21 protein-coding genes are annotated in these 22,467 nt (G+C 68.7%); 13 read left to right on the top strand and 8 right to left on the bottom strand.

The window, feature by feature from the left end:
* Positions 1–2 precede the first annotated feature (2 nt).
* The gene (locus ACFYRU_RS24860; RefSeq protein ID WP_387662790.1) at positions 3–4,637 is read right to left on the bottom strand and encodes an ATP-dependent helicase; all 4,635 of its coding nucleotides are present in this window, start codon (positions 4,635–4,637) and stop codon (positions 3–5) included.
* A gap of 121 nt (positions 4,638–4,758) precedes the next feature.
* Between ACFYRU_RS24860 and ACFYRU_RS24855 the strand changes: the two genes are divergently transcribed.
* Positions 4,759–5,943 (top strand): LppM family (lipo)protein, encoded by a 1,185-nt coding sequence (locus ACFYRU_RS24855; protein WP_387662788.1) that lies wholly within the window; start codon positions 4,759–4,761, stop codon positions 5,941–5,943.
* Positions 5,940–6,134, top strand: a complete 195-nt coding sequence (locus ACFYRU_RS24850) for a DUF3046 domain-containing protein (RefSeq protein ID WP_387662786.1) — start codon at positions 5,940–5,942, stop codon at positions 6,132–6,134. The genes ACFYRU_RS24855 and ACFYRU_RS24850 overlap by 4 nt, the downstream gene beginning before the upstream one ends.
* 32 nt (positions 6,135–6,166) lie before the next feature.
* On the opposite strand, the gene ACFYRU_RS24845 is transcribed toward ACFYRU_RS24850, so the two are convergent.
* Complete coding sequence (locus tag ACFYRU_RS24845; RefSeq protein ID WP_387662784.1) at positions 6,167–6,727, bottom strand: GrpB family protein; 561 nt, start codon at positions 6,725–6,727, stop codon at positions 6,167–6,169.
* 40 nt (positions 6,728–6,767) lie between these two features.
* Complete coding sequence (locus ACFYRU_RS24840; RefSeq protein WP_387662782.1) at positions 6,768–7,559, bottom strand: hypothetical protein; 792 nt, start codon at positions 7,557–7,559, stop codon at positions 6,768–6,770.
* Positions 7,560–7,808: 249 nt separating this feature from the next.
* Between ACFYRU_RS24840 and recA the strand changes: the two genes are divergently transcribed.
* The 7 genes from recA to rny all read left to right on the top strand — a co-directional run bounded on the left by recA (position 7,809) and on the right by rny (position 15,146).
* Complete coding sequence (gene recA, locus ACFYRU_RS24835) at positions 7,809–8,882, top strand: recombinase RecA (RefSeq protein ID WP_387662780.1); 1,074 nt, start codon at positions 7,809–7,811, stop codon at positions 8,880–8,882.
* Between the two features lie 761 nt (positions 8,883–9,643).
* Complete coding sequence (locus ACFYRU_RS24830) at positions 9,644–10,156, top strand: hypothetical protein (protein ID WP_387662778.1); 513 nt, start codon at positions 9,644–9,646, stop codon at positions 10,154–10,156.
* 341 nt (positions 10,157–10,497) lie between these two features.
* Complete coding sequence (locus tag ACFYRU_RS24825) at positions 10,498–10,992, top strand: regulatory protein RecX (RefSeq protein ID WP_387662776.1); 495 nt, start codon at positions 10,498–10,500, stop codon at positions 10,990–10,992.
* 365 nt (positions 10,993–11,357) lie between these two features.
* Positions 11,358–11,750: an MmcQ/YjbR family DNA-binding protein gene (locus tag ACFYRU_RS24820; protein ID WP_387662774.1), complete on the top strand. Its 393-nt coding sequence runs from the start codon at positions 11,358–11,360 to the stop codon at positions 11,748–11,750.
* 156 nt (positions 11,751–11,906) lie between these two features.
* Positions 11,907–12,251 carry an antitoxin gene (locus tag ACFYRU_RS24815; RefSeq protein WP_387662772.1) on the top strand — a complete coding sequence of 115 codons (345 nt, stop codon included), beginning with the start codon at positions 11,907–11,909 and terminating at the stop codon, positions 12,249–12,251.
* Between the two features lie 216 nt (positions 12,252–12,467).
* A complete protein-coding gene (locus tag ACFYRU_RS24810) occupies positions 12,468–12,956 on the top strand; it encodes a hypothetical protein (RefSeq protein ID WP_387662770.1) in 489 nt (162 codons plus the stop codon).
* Positions 12,957–13,505: 549 nt separating this feature from the next.
* Positions 13,506–15,146, top strand: coding sequence for a ribonuclease Y (gene rny, locus ACFYRU_RS24805; RefSeq protein WP_387662768.1), 1,641 nt, complete (start codon positions 13,506–13,508; stop codon positions 15,144–15,146).
* 3 nt (positions 15,147–15,149) lie between these two features.
* On the opposite strand, the gene ACFYRU_RS24800 is transcribed toward rny, so the two are convergent.
* Complete coding sequence (locus tag ACFYRU_RS24800) at positions 15,150–15,584, bottom strand: group II truncated hemoglobin (RefSeq protein ID WP_387662766.1); 435 nt, start codon at positions 15,582–15,584, stop codon at positions 15,150–15,152.
* Between the two features lie 45 nt (positions 15,585–15,629).
* Between ACFYRU_RS24800 and ACFYRU_RS24795 the strand changes: the two genes are divergently transcribed.
* Complete coding sequence (locus ACFYRU_RS24795; protein ID WP_387662765.1) at positions 15,630–16,121, top strand: GNAT family N-acetyltransferase; 492 nt, start codon at positions 15,630–15,632, stop codon at positions 16,119–16,121.
* On the opposite strand, the gene ACFYRU_RS24790 is transcribed toward ACFYRU_RS24795, so the two are convergent.
* The 4 genes from ACFYRU_RS24790 to ACFYRU_RS24775 form a co-directional block, all read right to left on the bottom strand.
* The gene (locus ACFYRU_RS24790) at positions 16,100–16,402 is read right to left on the bottom strand and encodes a DUF6458 family protein (RefSeq protein WP_387662764.1); all 303 of its coding nucleotides are present in this window, start codon (positions 16,400–16,402) and stop codon (positions 16,100–16,102) included. The genes ACFYRU_RS24795 and ACFYRU_RS24790 overlap by 22 nt on opposite strands.
* Positions 16,403–16,470: 68 nt before the next feature.
* Positions 16,471–17,634 carry an acyl-CoA dehydrogenase family protein gene (locus ACFYRU_RS24785; protein WP_387662762.1) on the bottom strand — a complete coding sequence of 388 codons (1,164 nt, stop codon included), beginning with the start codon at positions 17,632–17,634 and terminating at the stop codon, positions 16,471–16,473.
* A gap of 45 nt (positions 17,635–17,679) precedes the next feature.
* Positions 17,680–18,255: a DUF1707 domain-containing protein gene (locus ACFYRU_RS24780; protein ID WP_387662760.1), complete on the bottom strand. Its 576-nt coding sequence runs from the start codon at positions 18,253–18,255 to the stop codon at positions 17,680–17,682.
* 37 nt (positions 18,256–18,292) lie between these two features.
* The gene (locus tag ACFYRU_RS24775) at positions 18,293–18,985 is read right to left on the bottom strand and encodes a type 1 glutamine amidotransferase (protein ID WP_387662758.1); all 693 of its coding nucleotides are present in this window, start codon (positions 18,983–18,985) and stop codon (positions 18,293–18,295) included.
* Positions 18,986–19,073: 88 nt separating this feature from the next.
* On the opposite strand from ACFYRU_RS24775, the gene ACFYRU_RS24770 reads away from it, so the two are divergent.
* From ACFYRU_RS24770 to ACFYRU_RS24760, 3 genes are read left to right on the top strand one after another with little or no spacing between them, the layout of a single operon-like run.
* The gene (locus tag ACFYRU_RS24770) at positions 19,074–19,907 is read left to right on the top strand and encodes an FHA domain-containing protein (protein ID WP_387662757.1); all 834 of its coding nucleotides are present in this window, start codon (positions 19,074–19,076) and stop codon (positions 19,905–19,907) included.
* A 42-nt stretch (positions 19,908–19,949) separates the two neighbouring features.
* Positions 19,950–21,161, top strand: a complete 1,212-nt coding sequence (gene dxr / locus ACFYRU_RS24765; RefSeq protein ID WP_387662755.1) for a 1-deoxy-D-xylulose-5-phosphate reductoisomerase — start codon at positions 19,950–19,952, stop codon at positions 21,159–21,161.
* Complete coding sequence (locus ACFYRU_RS24760; RefSeq protein ID WP_387662753.1) at positions 21,158–22,465, top strand: M50 family metallopeptidase; 1,308 nt, start codon at positions 21,158–21,160, stop codon at positions 22,463–22,465. Before dxr ends, ACFYRU_RS24760 begins: the two co-directional genes overlap by 4 nt.
* Positions 22,466–22,467: the final 2 nt, after the last annotated feature.

The raw sequence follows: 22,467 nt of genomic DNA, 5'->3' as shown, positions 1-22,467 counted from the left end.
ACTCACGCTCGAAGCCGCAGCCCACGCGGCGTCGCATGGAAACCGGCCTTGGCCAGCGCGTCCCCGAACGCCGTGTGCCGCACCTGTTCGCCATCGGCCGTCTCCACGCTGAGCTTGCCGAGCTGGCCGTCCCGGATCGCCAACGCCAGCGCGTCGACCGCCGGCTGCAAGAGGTCGGAGTCCTCGGTGAAGCTCAGCACGGTCCGTCCACCACGTTCGACGTACACGATCAGTTGCCCGTCGACCATGACAACCAGTGCCCCGGCCTTGCGGCCCGGTCGATGTCCGCCGGCGTTCTCCCGCTCGGGCCACGGCAGCGCCGCACCGTACGGGTTCGCGGGATCGGACGCGGCCAGTACGACGGCCCGCACGGTCAACTCGTCGTCCTTGCGCCCGCGGCTCGCTCCGCCCGCACCGGGTCGGAACGGTCCCGGTGGACCGAACGGCTCGTCCGCTCTGGAGGTAGGCAGTTCCGCAAGCGCGCGCAACCGGTCGACAGCGCCCGGCAGTGCGAACTGTGCCGCACCCAGCCCGGCGACGAAGTACCCGCGCCGGCACCGCCCGGACTCCTCGAATGCGCTGAGCACCTTGTAAACGGCCGCGAACCCGCCAGGCGTGCGCTCGGTGATGACCGACCCACGCGTGACGATCCCGTACCGGTCGAGCAGTGTCTCGGCCGCCGCGTGCGCGCGCCGGGTGGCGTCCGAACTACGGGCCGGAAGCAACGACCACCGTCCACCTGCCGTCGGCGGACCGCTCCGCGACGGCATCGCCGGTCGCCCTGGCCGCGGGCGTCCCGGCCGCGCACGAGGCGTCGCTCGGCGAGTCCGGTGACTGCCACGACCGCCGCCGACGAGTGATCGGACCGGGGTCAACGTGTCGTTCGTGAGGTATCCGGCCCAGACGAGATCCCAGAGGACGGTGACCAGCGCCTCGTCCTCGACCACGCCGGAGCTGGCGCCGACCACGTCGCTCAATTGCCGGAAGAAGAACGCCCCGCCACCCGACAGAGCGTCGAGTACGGCCTGATGTGTCTCGCTCAGCTCGAACGCCGGATCCGGGTCCGGCAACGTCAGGTCGCAGTTGTCCGCCAGATGAAGCGACACCCAGCCGTCCGTCCCGGGCAGCGAACCCGAGCCTGCCCACACCACCTCGCCGGTCGCCGTCAGCTCGTCCAGCATCGACGGCTGATACCCGGGCACCCGTGACGGCAGCACGATCGACTCGAGGGCTGAGGCCGGTACGGCGCATCCGGCAAGCTGCTCGACCGCGCCGAGGAGTACGTCGTACCCACGTCCGCGCCCACTCGTGATGCCTTGCCACGCAGGCAGGAAGCGAGCCAGCGCCGAAGGATCGACCGGCTCCACCTCCTTCCGTAGTGCGGCGAGCGAACGCCGGCGGAGCAGCCGGAGCACCTCACTGTCACACCACTCCAGCGCGATCCCACCCGGCAGGAACTCGCCCTCGACGACCCGTCCGGCCGCCCCCAGGCGTCGCAACGCCTCGCTGACGACCGCGACACCGATCCCGAGGTGGGTGGCGAGATCGATCGCCCGGAACGGGCCGTGCGTCCGCGCATACCGCGAGACGAGGTCGCCGAGCGGATCTGCGACCGGCTCGGCATGCGCCTCGGCCACCCCGGGCGGCAGCGGTACGCCGAGCGCGTCGCGCAATCGCGCGACATCCTCGACGACAGCCCAGCGGTGCTCGCCCGCGATCCGGACCCGCACGACGCGGCGCGCGGCGGCCAGCGACGTCAGCCAGCTCTCGGCGTCCGAACCGTTCACACAGCGCTGGATCGCCTCCGGCAACGACAGCGGCCCGACGATCCGCAACACGTCGAACAGGCCCTCGGCATCACGCGCGCGCCGGTCCTCGGCCAGGCGTTGCAGCTCGGCCTCGGTGCGCAGTACGACCTCGGCGTCGAGCAGCTCACGCAGCTCGGTCCGGCCGAGTAGCTCGGCCAGCAGGCTCTGGTCGAGCGCGAGCGCCGCGGCACGCTTCTCGGCGAGGGGACTGTCGCCCTCGTACATGAACGCGCCAACGTAGCCGAACAGCAAGGACTTGGCGAACGGGGATGCCTCGGAGGTCTCGACCTCGACCACGGAGATCCGGCGCTCGCTGATCCCGGTCAGCAGATCCTTCAACGCGGGCAGGTCGTACACGTCCTGCAAGACCTCGCGCAGTGTCTCGAGCACAATCGGGAACGACCCGAACTTGCTCGCCACACTCAACAGTTGCGACGCGCGTTGACGCTGCTGCCACAGCGGTGACCGGCGTCCCGGGTTGCGTCGCGGAAGCAGCAACGCGCGCGCCGCACACTCCCGGAACCGTGCCGCGAACAAAGCCGACCCGCCCACCTCAGTGGTCACCAGATCCTCGATGTCGGCCGGATCGAACAGCACCAGCTCCGCACCCGGCGGCGCCTCGTCCGTCTCGGGCAGCCGCAGCACGATCCCGTCGTCACCCGAGACCGACTGCGCGTCCATCCCGTACCGGTCGCGGAGCCGCGCGGCGATCGCCAGCGCCCACGGCCCGTGCACCTGACCGCCGTACGGCGAATGCACGCAGACGCGCCAGTCGCCGAGCTCGTCGCGGAAGCGCTCCACCACGATCGTCACGTCGTCGGGCACCCGGCTGGTCGCGTCACGTTGCTCGGCAAGGTACGAGACGAGGTTGTTGGCGGCGTACTCGTCGAGGCCTGCGGCCCGCGCGCGCTCGACGGCCTTGCCCGCGGGCAACGACGCCATCTTCCGGACGAACGCGCCCGTCGCGGCACCGAGCTCTGCCGGCCGCCCGACGGCGTCGCCCTTCCAGAACGGCAGCCGGCCCGGCTGACCAGGCGCGGGGGAGACGAGCACCCGGTCATGGGTGATGTCCTCGATCCGCCAGCTCGACGCGCCGAGCGTGAACACGTCGCCGACGCGCGACTCGTACACCATCTCCTCGTCGAGCTCGCCGACGCGATGGTTGGTCGACTCGCCGACCAGGAAGACGCCGAACAGGCCGCGATCGGGAATCGTGCCGCCGCTCGTCACCGCGAGCCGCTGGGCACCCGGCCGTCCCGAGATCTCGCCGCTGACCCGGTCGAACACGATCCGCGGCCGCAGCTCCGCGAACTCGTCCGACGGGTAGCGCCCGGACAGCATGTCGAGGACGCCGTCGTACGCCGACCTCGGAAGTGTCGCGAACGGCGCGCAACGCCGTACCAGAGCGAAGAGCTCGTCCACGTCGACCGAGTCGAGGGACACGATCGAGACGATCTGCTGGGCGAGCACGTCGAGCGGGTTCGCCGGGATGTGCAGGCTCTCGATCAGGCCGTCGCGCATCCGCTGGACGACGACCGCGGTGTCGATCAGGTCGCCGCGGAACTTCGGGAACAGCACGCCCCGCGACACCGCTCCGACCTGGTGACCCGCTCGGCCGACGCGCTGCAGCCCACTCGCGACCGACGGCGGCGCCTCGACCTGGACGACCAGATCGACCGCGCCCATGTCGATGCCCAGCTCGAGGCTGCTGGTCGCGACCACGCACGGCAGCCGTCCCGACTTCAGATCGGCCTCGATCAGGGCCCGTTGCTCCTTGCTCACGGAGCCGTGATGGGCGCGCGCGATCAACGGCGGCGCCGCGAGCGATCCGCCTGACTGCGCCATCAGCTGAGCCGGCGAGCCGAGCTCCGGCAGCTCCAGCTCGGCGCGCTCGGCAGCGATCTCGTTCAACCGGGCGGTCAGGCGCTCGGCGAGACGGCGTGAGTTCGAGAAGACGATCGTGGACTTGTGCTGACTGATCAGGTCGAAGACCTGCTCCTCCACATGCGGCCAGATCGAGGCGTGCTGCTGCGGACCGGCGGCCGAGCCGGAGGTCTCCACCTCGGTCGCGGCGAGTTCAGCCATGTCCTCGACCGGCACGACGACGCTCAGGTCCCACTGCTTCGCGAACTTGGGCTGCACGACCGTGACCGGCCGCTCGCCGCCGAGGAATCGCGCGACCTCCTCCACCGGCCGGACCGTCGCGGACAGGCCTATCCGCTGCGCCGGCTTCGGCAGCAACTCGTCGAGCCGCTCGAGCGTCAAGGCCAGGTGGGCGCCCCGTTTCGTCCCGGCGACTGCGTGCACCTCGTCGACGATGACCGTCTCGACACCTCGCAATGACTCGCGGCCTTGCGAGGTGAGGAGAAGGAACAAGGACTCCGGCGTCGTGATGAGTACGTCGGACGGACGGGTGGCGAACCGACGTCGCTCGTTCGCCGGGGTGTCGCCGGAGCGTACGGCGACCTCGACCTCGATGGGCGCCTCACCGAGCCGGCGGGCGGTCTCACGGATGCCGATCAGCGGCGCGCGCAGGTTGCGCTCGACGTCGACCGCGAGGGCCTTCAGCGGCGACACGTACAGCACTCGGCAGCGTAGCTTCGGATCGTCCGGCGGTGGTGTCGTCGCCAGCCGGTCGAGCGCCCACAGGAAGGCCGCCAGCGTCTTTCCTGAGCCCGTCGGGGCGACCACCAGCGCGTCCCGGCCCGCGGTGATCGCGTCCCACGCTTCGAGCTGGGCCGGGGTGGCCGCCTCGAAGACGTCGCCGAACCACGCCCGGGTCGCGGGCGAGAACCGGCTCAACGCGCTGGTTTTCTTCACGCCGACCATCTTGCCGGGTGCCGCCGACAGTTTTCACACGCCGGCTCCGACGGGTCTCCGTCGCCGACCGTGAGCAGGCGCTTTCCGTCCGGTGCGCCGATTGTCCCCGTCGTCTGGAATGATCGGCGACATGATGAACCGCGTACGCGCAGCCCTCGTCGTCGTGGCCTGCCTGATCGGGTTGACCGGGTGCGTCAAGATCGACGGCGACCTCAAGGTCGGGTCGAACGAGACGGTTTCGGGCTCGATGAAGATCGGCGTGGACAAGCAGCTGCTGCAGTCCAGCGGCCAGTCCCTGGACAAGATCCGCCAGGAGATCGAGAGCAGCATCAAGTCGTCCGCGACCGAGGGCGTCACCTGCAAGTCGTACGACGACAGCAACTACGTCGGCTCGGACTGCACGTTCTCGAACGTGCCCTTCGACAAGATGGGCGGCGCGAGCGAGGACGGCGTCGGCTTCCACAAGGACGGCGACAAGGTCACGGTCAAGGTGAACGGCGGCAACGTCGGCAACCTGCCGTCGGGCAGCAGCCAGCCGCAGGTGAACCTCAAGATCACCATGCCGGGCAAGATCCTCGAGCACGACGACGGTGCGAAGGTCAGCGGCCGGACGGCGACGTACGACAGCCTCGACAAGCTCGGGAAGATCTCGCTGACCTCTGAGGCCAGCAGCGGTTTCCCGGCGTGGGCTCTGATCCTGATCATCGTGGTGCTGTTGCTGGTGATCGCTGCGGTCGTGTTCTTCGTTCTTCGCAGCCGGAAGGGCAAGGGGCAGCAGGGGTACGGCCAGCCGTTCCCAGGGCAGTACCCGGGCCAGCCTGGTCAGTACGGTGGTCCGCAAGGGTACGGGCAGCAGCAGTACGGGCAGCCTGGGCCCGGTGGGCAGTATCCGGGTCAGCCTCAGCAGTACGGCGGTCCGCAGGGGCAGCCAGGTCAGTACGGTGGTCAGCCGGGGCAGTACCCGGGCCAGCCGCAGCAGGGGCAGCCGCCGTACGGCGGTCAGCCTGGTCAGCCTGGTCAACCGCAGTACCCTGGGCAGCCTCAGCAGGGGCAGTGGGGTCCGCAGCAGCAGCCACCTCAGCAGGGGCAGCCGCCGCAGCAGGGTGGTTGGGGCCAGCAACCAGGCCAAGGACAGCCCGGGCCGGGTCAGCCTGGTCAGGGCCAGCCGCCGCAGCAGGGTTCGCAGTACGGGCAGCAACAGCCGCCGCAGCAAGGCGGTTGGGGTCAGCAGCAACAGCAAGGTGGTCCCTCGGCGCCCCAGCAGGGTCAGCAGGGCGGATGGGGACCGCCGAAGGATGACGACGGGCAGGCATGAGACTGACGGAGTTCTGGGCCCGGATGGAGCACCATCTCGGGCCCGCGTATGCACGGACCTGGGCAGAGACCCAGGTGGTCCAGGAGCTCAACGGCCGTACGGTCGACGAGGCCCTGGCCGACGGTGAGGCCGCCAAGGTGGTGTGGCGTGCCGTGTGGGCGCATCTGAACCTTCCGCCCAGCGAACGTTGATGCCCAAGGCAACGAACGTGGTGTGCCGCCCGCTATCCGGTCCATCCGGTGCGAGCGGCCCACTCCTCGGCCGGTAGATAGACGAGATCGCAGACCGGGTCCTTGAGGTCGCTGTAGTCGCCGGTCTCGAGCCGCAGCGTCGCAGCGTGTTGCTTGAACGCCCCGTACGCGCGAGCCGTCTCCGGGTGACTGCGCAGGTAGTCACGAAACAGCAGTGCGTACCGCTGGTTCGCACGACCCGCCACCCGGATATGCAGGTTGACCCGGCGCCGGTACATCGGCTCGACGAGCATCCGCTTCACCCACTGGCTCTCCTCCCTGGGGAGGCCTGGTACCCGGTGGTCGCGCCGCGGCGGCCGGAGCTCCCAGTCCGCAGCGACCATCCGCTGTGCCACTTCGTCGAGCTCTGGCTCCTCGGCCACCGTGACCTGGATGTCGAGGATGTCCTTGGCCGCGAGGCCTGGCACCGAGGTGGACCCGATGTGGTCGATCCGTTGCGCCAGGTCGCCGAGCACACCACCGATCGTGTACGCAGTCTTCTGGTACTGCGCGGGCCAGGTCTCATCGGGCCGCACGATGACGATCCCAGTCATGCTCAGAATCATCTCAGGATCGAGGCGAGCGGCCCAGGAGTCAGATCGGTTTGACCCGGAACGCGCTGTTGGTGAGCAGCTCCGCGGCCTCGTACGCGGCCTTCTTGATGCCTTTGCGCTCGTCGAAGAATCCGCCGACGACGCCGACGCCCGGCAGCTTCCCGATGAACCGGGCGCCGAGACTGCCCCGCGGGCGCTCTTCGAACACCTCGCTGAGCCCTCCGAACAGCTTGCTCAGCCGCCACACCAGCCGGACGCCCTTGCGCAGTCCCATGTCCTTCGAGGCATCGTCTAACCCCAGCTGCTCGGCGACGTCCTTGCCGGCGACCTCGGGGTCGTCGTACTTGAGGACCTCGTCCGGTGTGATCGGCCGGTCGGTCAGCACCCGGGCGATGATCGCCGTACGGTCGGCGTGCTCCTCCACGCCGTACTCGCGGCAGACCGCGCCGATCACCATCGCCTGCACCGCGGCGCCGAGGGTGTCCTTCATCGGCAGCCGGTCCGCGGCCGCGCCGCTGAGCCGGGGGAGTCCGGCGACCACCGCGGCGAAGCCGCCCAGGCGCTCGACCCACCAGTCACAGCGGTCGGCGAGCGGGAGGGTCGGCCACTCCTCGTGGCCGGGTACCTTCATCTGCAGGAGGCGGTCGATCGCGAGGATCAGGCCCTTCTCGGCGAGGTTCGGCTTCTCCTGTTCGGAGTACTCGGTGAGGTAGCTGCGGATGCCGAACGGGTCCTGGGTCCGGAGCGCGTCGAGGACGTGGTCGATACCGAGTTCCACGCGGCTGATCGCGAGGACGACGGCGGAATCGGGGACGTCGGGCCGGTCTGTCACGCCCGCAAGGGTAGGGATTTCCCGGGTCAGAACGGCTGTCCGGTCAGGCTTCGGCGTGTCAGTTGTGATTCGAACACGTGTTCGGGATACTTTGGTCCCCGGAAGGTGTTCCGGCAGCCGGGTTGTCCACAGATCCGAAGTGGCGGCGAAAACTGTCGGACGTGACGGATACCTTCTCTGGCGACACGAGAAGTCCTCCGGGCGGCTGGGAAGCGGCCCCGATTATGAGATGGGTCAGGTGGCAGTCAGATGGCTGGTGCAACGGCGAGTGCGGAGCGCGCGGCGAGCGATCGCGAGAAGGCGCTCGCGACTGCGCTGACGCAGATCGAGCGGCAGTGCGGCAAGGGTTCGGTGATGCGCCTGGGGGAGCAGAACAGGCCTCCGATCGAGGTCATTCCGACCGGCTCGATCGCGCTCGACATCGCGCTCGGGATCGGCGGTCTGCCGCGCGGCCGCGTGGTGGAGATCTACGGCCCGGAATCCTCCGGTAAGACGACCGTCGCCCTGCACGCGGTCGCGAACGCGCAGCGAGCAGGCGGGATCGCGGCGTTCATCGACGCCGAGCACGCCCTCGACCCGGAGTACGCGCGGAAGCTGGGCGTGGACACGGACGCGCTCCTGGTCTCGCAGCCCGACTCCGGTGAGCAGGCCCTGGAGATCGCCGACATGCTGGTCCGCTCCGGCGCGATCGACATCGTCGTGATCGACTCGGTGGCCGCGCTGGTGCCGCGCGCCGAGATCGAGGGCGAGATGGGCGACAGCCACGTCGGTCTGCAGGCCCGGCTGATGAGCCAGGCGCTGCGGAAGATGACCGGTGCGGTCAGCGGGACGAACACGACCGCGATCTTCATCAACCAGCTGCGCGAGAAGATTGGTGTCATGTTCGGCTCCCCGGAGACGACGACCGGTGGTAAGGCGCTGAAGTTCTACGCCTCGGTGCGGCTGGACGTCCGCCGGATCGAGTCGCTCAAGGACGGCACCGACGTCGTCGGCAACCGGACCCGGGTCAAGGTCGTGAAGAACAAGGTGGCCCCGCCGTTCAAGCAGGCCGAGTTCGACATCATCTACGGCCAGGGCATCAGCCGCGAGGGCAGCCTGCTCGATCTCGGTGTGGAGCAGGGCTTCGTCCGCAAGGCCGGCGCCTGGTTCACGTACGAGAGCGACCAGCTCGGCCAAGGCCGGGAGAACGCGCGGAACTTCCTGCGCGACAACCCCGATCTGGCGAACGAGCTGGAGAAGAAGATCATGGAGAAGATGGGCATCGGCGTGACCGTCGACAAGCCGGCTGACGAGGCCGCGGCCGAGGTCGATGTCGACTTCTGATCGACCCTCCGCGGGTGGCGGCGTCCCCCGGCAGCCCTCAGCTGCCGACGACGCTGCCCCCGCGGCGCTGTCTCTGCCCCACGACGAACGCCTCGCCCTGGCCCGCAAGCTCCTGGCCGAGGGCACATCCGCACCGGCTCCCGCGCGAGAGCAGACGTCGTACCGGCGTACGACGTCGCGCCGGGTAGCCGAGGAACGCGAAACGAGGGGATCGGCCGACACTCCACAGGTCGCTACTGGCCGTGCAGACGCGCGCAGCCGTGGTGCAGAGACGCCGGACTCCGAGGATTTCCTTGAGGACGGTGACGGGAGTACGGCGCGTCGACGTCCTGGCTCCATCAGACGAACCGTCGGGTATGTCGATCCGTGGGACGAGCCTTCTCCCGATGACGCTCCGGAGACGGGTGAACGCATTGGGCGGAAGTCGCGCCGCCGCGATGACCCTGCCCGCCAGGATGCCGGGGCACGACGTCGGAAGGACCCGGGACAGCAGGATCTCTGGGGGTCATCGCCGGAGCAGCAGGATGCTCGGCCTGCGGGTCGTCGGGGCGGGCCGGAAGTGGATCTGACCAACCCGTGGGGCGACGACGACGCCCAGACCACGCGAACCTTCAAGGCACAAGCCGAGGACCGCCTAGCCGAAGCCCGCGCCTTCGCCGACGACGAACCCTTCACGAGCAACGGGTCCGACCGCGGCGATTCCGTTGAGTCGGAAGCCACAAGTGCTGACGAGGCGTGGGGCACGCCATCCGCTGAGGCTGGTGTCTCGCGATCCGCACACGCTTCTGACGATCAGGCGTCGTCGGCGCGGCGCGACCAGGCAGGACGCATTCACGATGACGACGCAGGCGACCGTCGAGACAGCAACCCCATCGAGCCAGACCACGTCGCCCCGTGGGCCGACGCAGACGATCCCGCTGGAGCCGCTGGAGCCGCTGGAGCCGCTGGAGCCGCTGGAGCCGGTGGAACTGCTGGAGCTGCTGGAGCCGGTGGAACTGCTGGAGCCGCTCCCGCCGCTGGAGCTGGTCGGTCTGCTCGTTCCGGCGGGGGTGCAGCTGCGGTTGCGTCGTCGTCCAGCGGGCGTGGTGGGGGGTCCGGCGGGGTGCGGGGCGGGGCGGTTGAGTCGGCGTTCGATCCGTGGGCGGATTCGGAGGATGCGGCTGCGGGCGGGAGCTCTTCAGGTCGGTCCGAGGACCGTGCGTCTTCGGGGCAGTACGAGGGTGGTTCACGTGGTGCTCGGGGCGTGGTGTCTGCGTCGGGGGCAGGTGAGCTGAGATTCGAGGCGGCTGAGGAAGAGCCGGGGCGAGTTGCGGATTCCGTACGCCGGACGCCTCTTGACGAGAGCAGCCCGCACAGTGACCGTTCGTTGGCGGGTTCGGCGGGTTCGGCGGGTTCGGCGGGTTCGGCGGGTTCGGCGGGTTCGGCGGGTTCGGCGGGTTCGGCGGGTTCGGCGGGTTCGGCGGAGGCCGGTGCGGGGCGGCGGACGGAGGGGGGTGCTTCGGGGCGGCGTGGTTCGGGGCGGCGGTTTGGTGGGGGATTTGGGCGGCGGAGGTCGCGGACGGGGGATGAGCCTGAGGCGGATCCGGGGGTTGACGAGGACGCGGATCCGTATTCGGTGGCTCGGACGATCTTGCTGGACAAGTTGACCGGGCAGCCGCGGACTCGGGCGGAACTGGCAGATGTGTTGGCTGAGCGGGAGATTCCCGACGAGGTTGCGGACGCGGTGCTGGATCGGTTCGCTGATGTCGGGCTGATTGACGACGCGGCGTTCGCGAACGCTTGGGTGGAGTCGCGACACCGCGGGCGCGGGTTGGGGAAGCGTGCGCTCGCGCAGGAGCTTCGGCGGCGTGGGGTGGACGACCAGTTGGCGCGGGATGCGCTCGAGGAGCTCGATCCCGAGCAGGAGGAGCAGACGGCTCGGGAGCTGGTACGGCGGAAGCTGCGCTCGATGCGTTCACTCGACCGCCAGGTGGCGATGCGCCGACTGCTCGGAATGCTTGCCCGCAAGGGATATCCGGGCGGCCTGGCCATGACCATCGTCAAACAGGAACTCGACGCAGACCACGACGAAGCCCCTCTGCTGGACTCTTCAGGGCTGGAGCTGGAGTAGCCCGCCGGGCTGCGATGGGAACCGCGCGACGGCCGATCGGGTCGGGATCGCCGGCGGTGATCGTGTCTGCCGGATCTCGCGTGAGTTGTTGCCTTCTGCAACAGGCGCACCTGCCTGAGCGCGTGCGCGTGCCGCACTCCTGCTGTCTGGACAGCCGTACGTGATGGGCTTGAGAACCCGTCGCATTTCCGCGACGCCGGAGGCCGGGCGTGCCGGGAGTGGTTGGCGGAGGTGGGGGCCGAGGTGGTGTTTGTGTCGGCGCTGGATGAGGACGCGGCGGGTTTCTACTTGCGGGCTGGGTTTGTGCGGTGTGTGGGGACTTGGCTGTGGGGCGGGACCGGGGGCGGCGGGAGTAGCGTGAGGGCATGGTGAGTTTGGGGGATGTGGAGCGGGTGGTGGCGGGGTTGCCGGGGACTGAGGAAGTGGCTCGGTACGGGAGGCAGAGTTGGGCAGTTGGGGGGAAGGCTTATGCGTGGGTGCGGCCGTTCAGTAAGGCGGATTTGAAGCGGTTCGGGGACGAGGTGCCGCCGGAGGGGCCGATTCTGGCGTTGTCGGTGGAGGACCTGGCGGAGAAGGAGGCTGTGCTGGCGGCGCGGGCGGGAGACGGGTTCTTCACGATTCCGCATTTCAACGGGTATGCCGCCGTACTCGTGCAGCTGGACAAGGTCTCGGAGAGCGTGCTGGAGGAGGCGCTGCTCGACGCGTGGCTGGTTCATGCGCCGGCTGAGGTCGCGAAAGCGCACCTGAAGCAGAGCTGACGTTACGGAGAGTTAGCGGGTTCGCCGAGTGGGGCGCGGCGAGGGGCGTTGACGGGTGCGGCGTGACGGTGTGTTATCCGAAGTAGGACCGGTATTTGGGCTGGTCCGTAGGCTGGGATTTTCCGTCGATCCGCCCCAGACACCGCGGAGGGTGCAATGAACGATTTCCAGGAACAGGCGAAGAACTGGCTCCGGAATGTCGTCAAGCAGAACCCGGACAAGATCAAGGCCGGCGTGGAGAAGGCCGGCGACCTGATCGACAAGCAGACCGGCGGGAAGTACGCGGAGAAGGTCGACGCGGTCCAGCAGAAGGTCGGTACGTTCGTCGACAAGCAGACCGATGGAGCGAGCCCTCAGTCGTCCGCAGCTGACGCGACGACGGACACGCCAGAAGCCGAGCCGAAGGCGGAGCCGCCGAGCCCGCCGGTGAGCGACGAGTCTCCGGAGGCGCCGTCGGCAGGTGGCAGCACCGATACGAAGACGTCCGGGCCGAGCGCCTAACTCGAGCGGGGGATCTGAGCTCGGCGACACTGAAGGTCGCCGAGTACGAGACGAGCCGACTCGCCAGAGCATCGGCAGGTGAGTCGGCCGCCTTCTCACGGGCCACTTAGGCGTGTCGTGAGGAACGAATCAGTGGGAGAAGTCAAGGAGGCGCGCCGAGAACCGTCGCACTGTGTGAGCGACCAACTCTAGACTGTCACCCGACGGGGAGGTGGCATGGGGAGGAAGCGGCGGCGCAGGCGACGGTCCGGCGAGTTCAGGTCGTGGGGCGTGTTGCTGTCCGCTCTCGCTGTGCTGTCGGGGACTGCGCATCAATGGACCGCCCTTGCCGTCTGGCTGGGGATCCTTGTCGTGTACGTCGCGACGCTCAAGCTGACGCGGTGCCGGGTGGAGACGACCAAGCACCTCCCGTGCGGCTGGCTGGTTCGGGGGACGATCGGCACCTGCGACTACCACGTGGGATACAAGCGGGGGCTGCCGCGCTTGGTGCGCGGACGTGGGTTCACGGGTCTACCGACGTTCATGTGGCCACGAGATCACTTCGATGGCGTCGTGAGTACGCGCGCTGAGCCGCAACCCGTTCCTGGGCGGGCCGTTACGGCGAGAGCGGCCCGTCCCGGTTACGAGCGGATGACTGCTGCTCTCACGATCGCCGGCTTCGTCGTGGCTTTGGTCGGAGTCGTTCGGGACTTCGTCGCGGGGTAAGTCGCGGTGGTACGCCGCGGGGGTAAGTCGCGAGATAACAATGTGGAGCAGACCATGGTGCGGCGTGGTCCGGTGCGAGATCCGAGGGTTGAGGCGTGAGTGTCCGTCTTGACCGGGTGGTGGGGCGCGCCTAGCCTCGGCATCAGGAAGGGATGAATCCACCGTTTCGGTGGCGGACATACGGGTCGGCGGGCCAGTGAGACGGCCGCCGGGAACAGAACGCAAAACACGCTCGACCGAGCTGGAGGAAGGGCGACGGCGCCGCGAAACGCCGTCGAATAGGCAGGACCCGCAGAGCGTGAAATGCGCGGGCCCGCGTGGTCGCCGAGGATTGAGCGGCGACGCACAGTGAGCAAGTAAGCGCGTTGGCGGACGGGGGTCCGCGGATCGTGCGTACCCCGAGTCATCGGTGTGGTTCCGCCGGTGAAGGCACCCTGAAAGCACGGTGCAGGCACCGCCGTACCCCCAGTTCGCCGTACCGTCTCCGGATTCCCCCTTCGACCGATGGCCACAGTCCCGCGTGGGACTCGAAGGAGAGGGGAGACGCCGATGACCGCGATGTACGTTGGGCTGACCCTGATCGGACTGCTGATCGCCGGACTGCTGGCCTGGATCGGCCTCACTCTCTCCCGCCGGAAGGCCGTCGACACCGCCACCGTCCATCACGAGGTCGAGGCCGCCGCGGAGCAGGTACGCCGGCAGGCCGAGGAGGACGCGGCCGTACTGCGGGCCCGTGCCGAGACGGCCGAGCGCCGCGCCGAGGAGGTGCGGCGGACCGCGGAGGACCGGGCGTCGGAGGTACGGCGGGACGCGGAGCAGCGGGCGTCCGACGTACGCCGCGAGGCCGAGGCGGAGGCGCAGTCGATCCGCGACGACCTGCGCGAGCAGCGCCTGGAGATGGAACGCCGCGACCACCGGCTGACCGAACGCGAGGAGCGGCTCGACGAGCAGCACCGCGCGATCGAGGAGCGCCAGACCGAGCTGACCGCCCAGCTCGCCGAGCTCGACCAGCGCAAGCAGCAGATCAAGGACCTCGAGGACGAGCGCCGCCGGATCCTCGAAGGCGTCGCGAACCTCACCACCGAGCAGGCCAAGACCGAGCTGGTCGCGTCGATCGAGGACGAGGCGAAGCGGCATGCGCACGCGATCGTCCGCGAGATCGAGCGGCAGGCGCACGACGAGGGTGAGACGAAGGCGCGCAAGATCATCACCGGTGCGGTGCAGCGGCTCGCGTCCGAACAGACCAGCGAGTCGGTCGTGTCGGTCGTGCACCTGCCGAGCGACGACATGAAGGGCCGGATCATCGGGCGCGAGGGGCGCAACATCCGGTCGTTCGAGCAGACCACTGGCGTCAACCTGATCATCGACGACACCCCCGAGGCCGTGCTGCTGTCGTGCTTCGACCCGGTACGGCGGGAGACGGCGCGGCTGACGCTCGACTCGCTGGTGCTCGACGGGCGGATCCACCCGAGCCGGATCGAGGAGATCTACGAGCGCTCCAAGGGTGAGGTCGCCGAGCTGTGCGAGCGCGCCGCCGAGGACGCGATGGCCGATGTCGGGATCACCGATCTGCACCCGGAGCTGGTCCGGACGATGGGCCTGCTGCGGTACCGGACCTCGTACGGGCAGAACGTCCTGAAGCATCTCGTCGAGTCCGCGCACATCGCCGGGATGATGGCGGCCGAACTCGGGCTGGATCCGAAGCTGTGCAAGCGCGGCGCGTTCCTGCACGACATCGGGAAGGCGCTGACGCACGAGTCCGAGGGCAGTCACGCGATCGTCGGCGCGGAGCTGGCGAAGAAGTACGGCGAGAACGACGACGTCGTGCACTGCATCGAGGCCCACCACAACGAGGTCGAGGTCCGTACCGTCGAGGCGGTGCTGACGCAGGCCGCGGATGCGGTGAGCGGTGGCCGGCCGGGCGCGCGGCGGGAGTCGCTGGAGGCGTACGTGCAACGGCTCGAACGGCTCGAGGAGATCGCGATGCACCACGACGGGGTCGAGAAGGTGTTCGCGATGCAGGCCGGTCGCGAGATCCGCGTGATGGTGCTGCCGGACGCGGTCGACGACATCGCGGCGCAGGTGATGGCGCGCGACATCGCGAAGCAGGTCGAGGAAGAGCTCACGTATCCGGGGCAGATCCGCGTCACCGTCGTACGGGAGTCGCGGGCTACCGAGGTCGCGAAGTAGGGATCACCAGGTCCAGCGGGGCATCTCGCGGAGCGGGTGCAGTTCGTCGTCGGTCGTCGCGTTGGAGTTCTGCATCGCCACCTGCGAGCCGAACTCCGCGTGCGAGTTCCACGCGGCGCGGAAGCGGTCGTCCGTGGGCAGCCCGGCCTTGTCCGCGGCGGCGATCATCAGCTCCACGAACCGTTGCCGCTGCGGCTCCGCGATCCCGAGCCCGCGATGGGTGGCGACGATGTGATCGAATCCGCCGAAGTCGTCGGTGTACTGCGACGGCCCACCGAACACCTCGGCCATGAACGCGGTCAGGTGCTCGACGTGTTCCGGCCGGCCCGCGCCGAACAGCGGCTGCAGGAGCGGATCGGCCAGCACGGACGAGTAGAAGATGTCGACGGCGCGGTGCAGCGCGTCGTGTCCGCCCAGGTGGTCGTAGATCGACGTCATGCTTACATGATTACGCTGCGCCGGTTCACGGTCTAGACTCGGCGGATGGAAATCGCACCCGCGACGCGCGACGACGTCGAGCGGATGATCGCGGAGCTGGACGGCTACCCGGCGGCCCAGTACCACGTCCGTGATCGTTGGGACGTCCAACAACGGGACGAAGGCGTCCAGCTGGTTGCCGTCGAGGGCGCTGAGATCGTTGGGCGGACCATGGTGTTGCGGCGTTCGAAGTATGACGAGGTGCGCGCCGACGCGGATCCCGTCGAGATCAATGCGCTGCACGCGTTCGTGCGAGGAAAGGGCGTCGGTACGGCGCTGATCCGGGCCGCCGAGGCGGTCGCGGTGGAGTGGGAGCGGACCGCGATCGGGATGGGCGTCGAGCCTGACAACTCGCGGGCACGCGGGCTGTACGAGCGGCTCGGGTACGTACTGTGGTCCGGGCCGCGGGTCGTCGACCGGTGGACTGAGCAGGCCGCCGACGGCACGGTGGTCCGTAGACACGCGGACGAGTGCGACTATCTCCTCAAGCGCTTGTAGCCCGGGCGGTGCTGCAGCGGCGTGACGTCGATCGGTTCGTCGGCGATGCGCTCCCGCGGTGGCGTGGTGCGGTACTGGCGCTCGACCTCGGGCTCGATGACCTTCTCGTCGGCACGACGGCGCTGGTTCGCCAGGCGGTACGAGAGCCAGATCCCGGCGGCACCGCCGAGCATGATGATGATTCCGAGGGCCGTCAGATTGACGGCGCTGAAGTGATCACGGACAGCGAAGGCGAGGATGGCGCCCACCACGATGAGCGTGATTCCGGGGCCGATCCGCATGATGCTCCTTCCTGGGTACGGGAATTGGTTGCTTACTCCCCGTGCCCAGGTCGAGCCGATGTCATTCGTCAGCGGAACGCCGACTCACCGGTCAGCGCCTGGCCGATGACGAGCTGGTGGACCTCCGACGTGCCCTCGTAGGTCAGCACCGACTCGAGGTTGTTCGCGTGCCGCATGATCGGGTACTCGCCGCTGATGCCGTTCGCGGCGAGGATCGTCCGGCACTCGCGGGCGATCGCGATCGCCTCGCGGACGTTGTTCAGCTTGCCGACCGAGACCTGTTCGGGACGCAGCGCGCCCTTCTCCTTCAGTCGGCCGAGGTGGACCGCGAGCAGGATGCCCTTGTTCAGTTCGACAGCCATGTCCGCGATCTTCGCCTGGGTCAGTTGGTACGCGGTCAGCGGCTTGTCGAACACGATCCGCTCGCCGGCGTAGCTGATCGCCGTTTCCAGGCAGTCCCGGGCCGCGCCCATCGCGCCGAAGATGATGCCGAACCGGGCCTCGTTCAGGCAGCCGAGCGGGCCGGACAGACCGCGCGCCTCGGGCAGCATCGCGGCGGCGGGGAGTCGTACGTCGTCCAGTACGAGCTCTGCGGTGACGGACGCGCGGAGCGACATCTTCTGCTTGATCTCGGGGGCGGAGAAGCCGGGCGTCGAGGTCGGTACGACGAAGCCGCGGACGCCGTCGTCGGTGCGTGCCCAGACCACCGCGACGTCGGCGACGGAGCCGTTGGTGATCCACATCTTCGAGCCGTTCAACACCCAGTCATCACCGTCGCGGCGGGCGTTGGTGCGCATGCCGGCCGGGTTCGAGCCGAAGTCGGGTTCGGTCAGCCCGAAGCAGCCGATCGCTTCGCCGGCGGACATCCGCGGGAGCCACTCGTTCTTCTGGTCGTCGCTGCCGTACTTCCAGATCGCGTACATCGCCAGCGAGCCCTGCACCGACACCAGCGAACGCATGCCGGAGTCGGCTGCCTCGATCTCAAGACAGGCCAGCCCGTACGCGACCGGTCCGAGGCCGGCGCATCCGTACCCGGTCAGGTGCATGCCGAGGAACCCGAGCGCGCCGAGCTCCTTCGCCAACTCCCGCGCCGGAATCGACGCACTCTCGAACCACTCCGGCAACGACGGCCGCAACCGCTCGTCCGCGAACCGCCGCGCCGCGGCGCGCACGTCGACCTCTTCCGCAGTCAGCAGCGAGTCGACGTCGACAACATCCAGCGAAACACCCATGCGCTCACGCTAGCGGCTACAGCGCCGGTGAGGCTGTGTAGCAACTCACTTGCGGTACCAGGGCCACCACCAGTGGCGTTTGCGCGGGTGGCGGACTACGACGCTGGCGTGGTGGGCCCGGCCGGTGACGTGCAGGCGGACTCCGCCGGGCCGGGGCGCTACGGCTCGGTTCTTGGCGCTGCTGTGGTTGGACTCGACCTGGTCGATGTCCACGCTCCAACCCTCGGGGATGACCATCACGACCGAGCTGTGGATCGCCTGGGCGTCGACGTGGATGTCGGACCAGTGCACGGTGGCGTCGGTGAAGTCGAGCTTGACCGAGGAGTGCTCGGCGATCGCGGTCAGTCGTTCAGGCACCACCCAGGCGCCCTCCCGTTTCTGTGCGCTGTGCCGGGCCCGAAGGGTGAGTTCCTGCGAGCTGCCGTGCGCGACGGGCACCAGGTCGGCGGTCGCGTTGCGGAGCTCCAGTTGGGTCTTGGCGGTGTAGATCTGGGTGAGCCGCTCGTCGAGTTCCTCGAAGTCCAGCCGCCCGTCGGTGTGCGCTTCCTGGACCACGGCGGCGGCACGCTCACGGTCGTTGTCGGATGCCCGATGACCGGGCGGCGGCTGCTCCAGACTCATGCTCCCAAAGGTAGCGCCGCTACAGGTCCGAGCAGAACTACCGGACGAGGTCGAGGAAACGCCCGACGACGGTGGACCAGGTCTTGTCGAGTTCCACGGCGTACTGCTCCGCGTCGGCCACCACCTGCGCAGGGTCGAACCCCAGCGAACGCAACCGCTCCGGACTCCACTGGTGCACCCGTGCAGCCGAGACTTCCGGATGGAACTGCACGCCCCAGCTCTGTCCGATCCGCAGCATCTGGTGAGGGCAGCGCTCGCTGGACATCAGCAGCACCGCGTCCGACGGCAGCCGCGTGATCTGGTCCTGGTGGCTCTCCACAGCCCGCACCACAGGAGGAAGCCCAGCAAGTAGTACGTCGTCCGCAGCAGCCGGTAGCACTGTCAGCGACGTCACACCCTTCTCCGGCAGCCCGTACTTCCCCCGCACCTCTCCACCGAACGTATGTGCCAACAACTGCCCACCGAGGCAGATCCCGAGCACAGGCACCTGCCCGTGCGCGTCACGCAGCAGTGCACGCTCAGCCGGCAGCCACGGCGACCGCTCGTCCTCGTCCGGAAGCATGCCGCCGCCGAGCAGTACCAGTGCCGCATGTCCGTCGACGGTCGCGGGTACGGGGTCCCCGTCCCAAGCCCGTACGACAACCGGGGAGAGGGCCTTGGCGTCCAGCCAGTCGAGCAGTCGACCTGGGCCGCTCTCGCGGTCGTTCTCGATGATCAGCACTGAGGTCACCCGGCAACGGTACGGCGGCTGCTGTGACACGCTGCCGACAGGCCTACCGGAGTCGTGATTCCTGGATACTGATGCACTGGGGGTGCCGATGGAGCCTGTCAGTGGATTCGTGCGCGCCGTTGTCGGAGATGTGACGTTCATCTTCGGCAAGGGCATGGTCGCTGCGTACCTGCTTGCCCGCCGTAACGGGCTCGCACGGCCGCAGCTCGACCTGCTCGTCCGGTCGCACGGCCAGTACGTACCGCTCGCAGTCCCCACCGGTACTGTGCCCGCAGTCGGCCGGCTCGTCGGGCTCGACGAGATCCGTCCGGCGCCGATGATCACTGTCGAGTTCACCCCGGGAGACACCGGGGCCGAGGCACACCTCACTGCGAACAACCCGGTGCTCGTCACGATCACCGACGTGAGCCACCGCGAGTACGACGCCGTAGTACTGACGACCTCGCTCGGCGCAGCGACGTACGCGCAACTGCCCCCGGGCTACTACCACGTGTCTGCGGTGGTCATAGACGAGCACGGCGATCTCCTGCAGGGGTACGGAGCTCAGCACAACCTGCACGTGGACAAGGGCGACGACTTGATCGTCTCGCTTTCCATCCGGACCGCGGGCGTGGCGGAGATCGCTGCGGCACTGGAGACCGGCCCGCAGTCCGCATTGGCCAGCATTGACGGTGATGTCGTACCGCTGCTGGACCTGGTCCGCATCGGCCGCGCCCCGGACTGTGACCTCATCCTCGATCGCCAGGAGATCAGCAGGCACCACGCGGAGCTGCTGCGTATCGACGCGACCAGCTACGAGCTGCGGGACCTGGGCTCGACGAACGGGACGCAGGTGAACGGCGAACCGATCCAGACCGCTCCGGTCGTCCACGGCGACGAGATCCGGCTCGGAGCGCTCCCCTTCCGCCTACTGCTCGGCTGACCGGGCACACCTGTTGTCCGCCTGACCTGGAACAATGGCGGCGTGAACCCGCGCAGCGTCGTCATCCTCGGCTCGACCGGCTCGATCGGTACTACGGCCCTGGAGCTGATCGGACGGAACCGGGACCGCTTCCACGTGCTGGCGCTGTCCGCCGGCGGCGACAACGTCGCGCTGCTCGCGGAGCAGGCGCTCGAGTTCGGCGTCGAGGTCGTCGCGGTGGCGAAGGCAACGGTCGCGCAGGACCTGCAGTTGGCGTTCTACGCCGAGGCGCAACGGAAGGGGTATGCGCAGGGCGAGTTCCGGATCCCGAAGATCCTCACCGGGCCGGATGCTTCGAGTGAGCTCGCGGCGATGAAGTGTGACGTAGTACTCAACGGCATCAACGGCTCGGTCGGTCTGCACGCGACGCTGGCCGCGCTGGACGCCGGGAACACGCTTGCGCTCGCGAACAAGGAGTCGCTGGTGATCGGTGGCCCGATCGTCACGCGGCGCGCCAAGCCGGGCCAGCTCGTCGCGGTCGACTCCGAGCACAGCGCGATCGCGCAGTGCCTGCGCGGCGGCTCGCCGGACGAGGTCCGCAAGCTGCTGCTGACCGCGAGCGGCGGCCCGTTCCTCGGCAGGCCGCGGAGCGAACTGGCGAACGTCACGGTCGAGCAGGCCCTCGACCACCCGAACTTCGCGATGGGCCCGGTCGTCACGATCAACTCGGCCACGCTGGTCAACAAGGGCCTCGAGCTGATCGAGGCGCACCTGCTGTTCGGCATCCCGATGGACCGGATCGACGTGGTGATCCACCGGCAGCAGGCGATCCACTCGATGGTCGAGTTCACCGACGGCGCCACGATCGCGCAGGTCGGCGTACCGACGATGACAGTGCCGATCGGGCTCGCGCTCGGCTGGCCCGACCGGATAGCGGACGCGTCGCCGCCGTGGAACTTCGCCGAAGCGAGCACCTGGACGTTCCAGCCGGTCGACAACGCCGAGTTCCCGTCGGTCGAGCTGGCCCGCGAGGCCGGTGCCCGCGGCGGTACGGCGCCGGCGGTGTACAACGCGGCGAACGAGGTCTGCGTCCAGGCGTTCCGGGACGGCCGGCTGCCGTTCACCAAGATCGTCGACACGGTGGCCCGGGTCGTGACCGATCACGACGTACCCTCGTATGAGGAACTGTCCGTCGACGACGTGCTCGGCGCGGACGCGTGGGCTCGAACCCGGGCTCGTGAGATCACAGGCGTACAGGAGATCCACCAGGCATGAGCGTGCTTCTCTCCATCCTCGGCATCGTGCTGTTCGTGCTCGGGGTGCTGATCTCGGTGGCGTTGCACGAGCTGGGCCACATGATCCCGGCGAAGGCGTTCGGGATGAAGGTCACGCAGTTCTTCGTCGGCTTCGGGCGGACCGTCTGGTCGGTGAAGCGGGGCGAGACCGAGTACGGCATCAAGGCGATCCCGGCCGGTGGTTTCGTCCGGATCATCGGGATGATGCCGCCCGCCAAGGGCCAGGACCCCACCAAGGTCCGCAAGGCGAACACCGGCCCGATCCAGTCGATGGTCGAGAACGCGCGGACCGCGGAGTACGAGACGATCGCGCCCGAGGACAACGGCCGGCTCTTCTACCAGAAGGTGTGGTGGAAGAAGCTGATCGTGATGGCGTCCGGGCCGCTGGTCAACGTACTGATCGCGGCGGTGCTGTTCACCGGCCTCTTCACGCTGTACGGCGACCGCGTGCCGCAGACCACCATCTCCACGGTGACCGACTGCGTGATCCCCGCCGACCAGGCCACGCCGGACCGGAAGTGCCAGGACGGCGACAAGGTCTCACCGGCCAAGGAGGCCGGCTTCCAGGTCGGGGACAAGATCGTCGCGTTCAACGGCACCGCGATCACCAGCTGGGACCAGCTCACCCCGCTGATCCGGGCGAACACCGACAAGGCCGCCACGATCGTTGTCGAGCGCAACGGTCAGCAGCTCACCCTGCACACCAACACGATCGTGAACCAGGTGCTGGACACGCCGGGATCCGACAAGTACGTGTCGGTCGGGTTCCTCGGCGTCTCGCCGGTGAACAAGCTCGAGCGGCAGAGCGTCGGGTACGCGCTCGACAAGATGGGCACGTACACGGTCAGCACCGTGCAGGCGCTCGGCCGGTTCCCGGAGAAGCTGGTCGGTGTCGCGAAGTCGATCGTCGGCGGCAAGCGGGACGCGGACAGCCCGATGAGCGTCGTCGGCGCCAGCCGGGTCGCCGGCGAGATCGCGGCCAGCAACCTCGACGTCGGCGCGAAGGCCGCCACGCTGATCCTGCTGCTCGCGTCGCTGAACCTGTTCCTTGCCCTGTTCAACTTCATCCCGCTGCTGCCGCTGGACGGCGGGCACATGATCGGCGCGATCTGGGAAGGCATCCGGCGCGGCCTGGCCAAGCTCTTCGGCCGGCCGGACCCCGGGTACGTCGACGTGGCCAAGCTGCTGCCGATCGCGTACGTCGCGGCCAGTGTGATCGTGGTGATGGGCGTACTGCTCGTCATCGCCGACATCGTGAACCCCATCAAGCTGTTCAACGGATAAAG

The organism is Kribbella sp. NPDC004536 (assembly GCF_042873835.1).
Lineage (GTDB): Bacteria > Actinomycetota > Actinomycetes > Propionibacteriales > Kribbellaceae > Kribbella.
This window is presented reverse-complemented; position numbering and strand designations above follow the sequence as displayed.

Excerpts from the sequence above, each read along its gene's own strand:
- ACFYRU_RS24770 (WP_387662757.1), top strand. The coding sequence starts at position 19,074 with ATGGAGCCTGTCAGTGGATTCGTGCGCGCCGTTGTCGGAGATGTGACG.
- ACFYRU_RS24795 (WP_387662765.1), top strand. The coding sequence starts at position 15,630 with ATGGAAATCGCACCCGCGACGCGCGACGACGTCGAGCGGATGATCGCG.
- ACFYRU_RS24855 (WP_387662788.1), top strand. The coding sequence starts at position 4,759 with ATGATGAACCGCGTACGCGCAGCCCTCGTCGTCGTGGCCTGCCTGATC.
- ACFYRU_RS24790 (WP_387662764.1), bottom strand. The coding sequence starts at position 16,402 with ATGCGGATCGGCCCCGGAATCACGCTCATCGTGGTGGGCGCCATCCTC.
- ACFYRU_RS24845 (WP_387662784.1), bottom strand. The coding sequence starts at position 6,727 with ATGACTGGGATCGTCATCGTGCGGCCCGATGAGACCTGGCCCGCGCAG.
- ACFYRU_RS24815 (WP_387662772.1), top strand. The coding sequence starts at position 11,907 with ATGAACGATTTCCAGGAACAGGCGAAGAACTGGCTCCGGAATGTCGTC.
- ACFYRU_RS24850 (WP_387662786.1), top strand. The coding sequence starts at position 5,940 with ATGAGACTGACGGAGTTCTGGGCCCGGATGGAGCACCATCTCGGGCCC.
- ACFYRU_RS24810 (WP_387662770.1), top strand. The coding sequence starts at position 12,468 with ATGGGGAGGAAGCGGCGGCGCAGGCGACGGTCCGGCGAGTTCAGGTCG.
- ACFYRU_RS24860 (WP_387662790.1), bottom strand. The coding sequence starts at position 4,637 with ATGGTCGGCGTGAAGAAAACCAGCGCGTTGAGCCGGTTCTCGCCCGCG.
- ACFYRU_RS24820 (WP_387662774.1), top strand. The coding sequence starts at position 11,358 with ATGGTGAGTTTGGGGGATGTGGAGCGGGTGGTGGCGGGGTTGCCGGGG.
- ACFYRU_RS24760 (WP_387662753.1), top strand. The coding sequence starts at position 21,158 with ATGAGCGTGCTTCTCTCCATCCTCGGCATCGTGCTGTTCGTGCTCGGG.
- rny (WP_387662768.1), top strand. The coding sequence starts at position 13,506 with ATGACCGCGATGTACGTTGGGCTGACCCTGATCGGACTGCTGATCGCC.
- recA (WP_387662780.1), top strand. The coding sequence starts at position 7,809 with ATGGCTGGTGCAACGGCGAGTGCGGAGCGCGCGGCGAGCGATCGCGAG.
- ACFYRU_RS24780 (WP_387662760.1), bottom strand. The coding sequence starts at position 18,255 with ATGAGTCTGGAGCAGCCGCCGCCCGGTCATCGGGCATCCGACAACGAC.
- ACFYRU_RS24800 (WP_387662766.1), bottom strand. The coding sequence starts at position 15,584 with ATGACGTCGATCTACGACCACCTGGGCGGACACGACGCGCTGCACCGC.
- ACFYRU_RS24785 (WP_387662762.1), bottom strand. The coding sequence starts at position 17,634 with ATGGGTGTTTCGCTGGATGTTGTCGACGTCGACTCGCTGCTGACTGCG.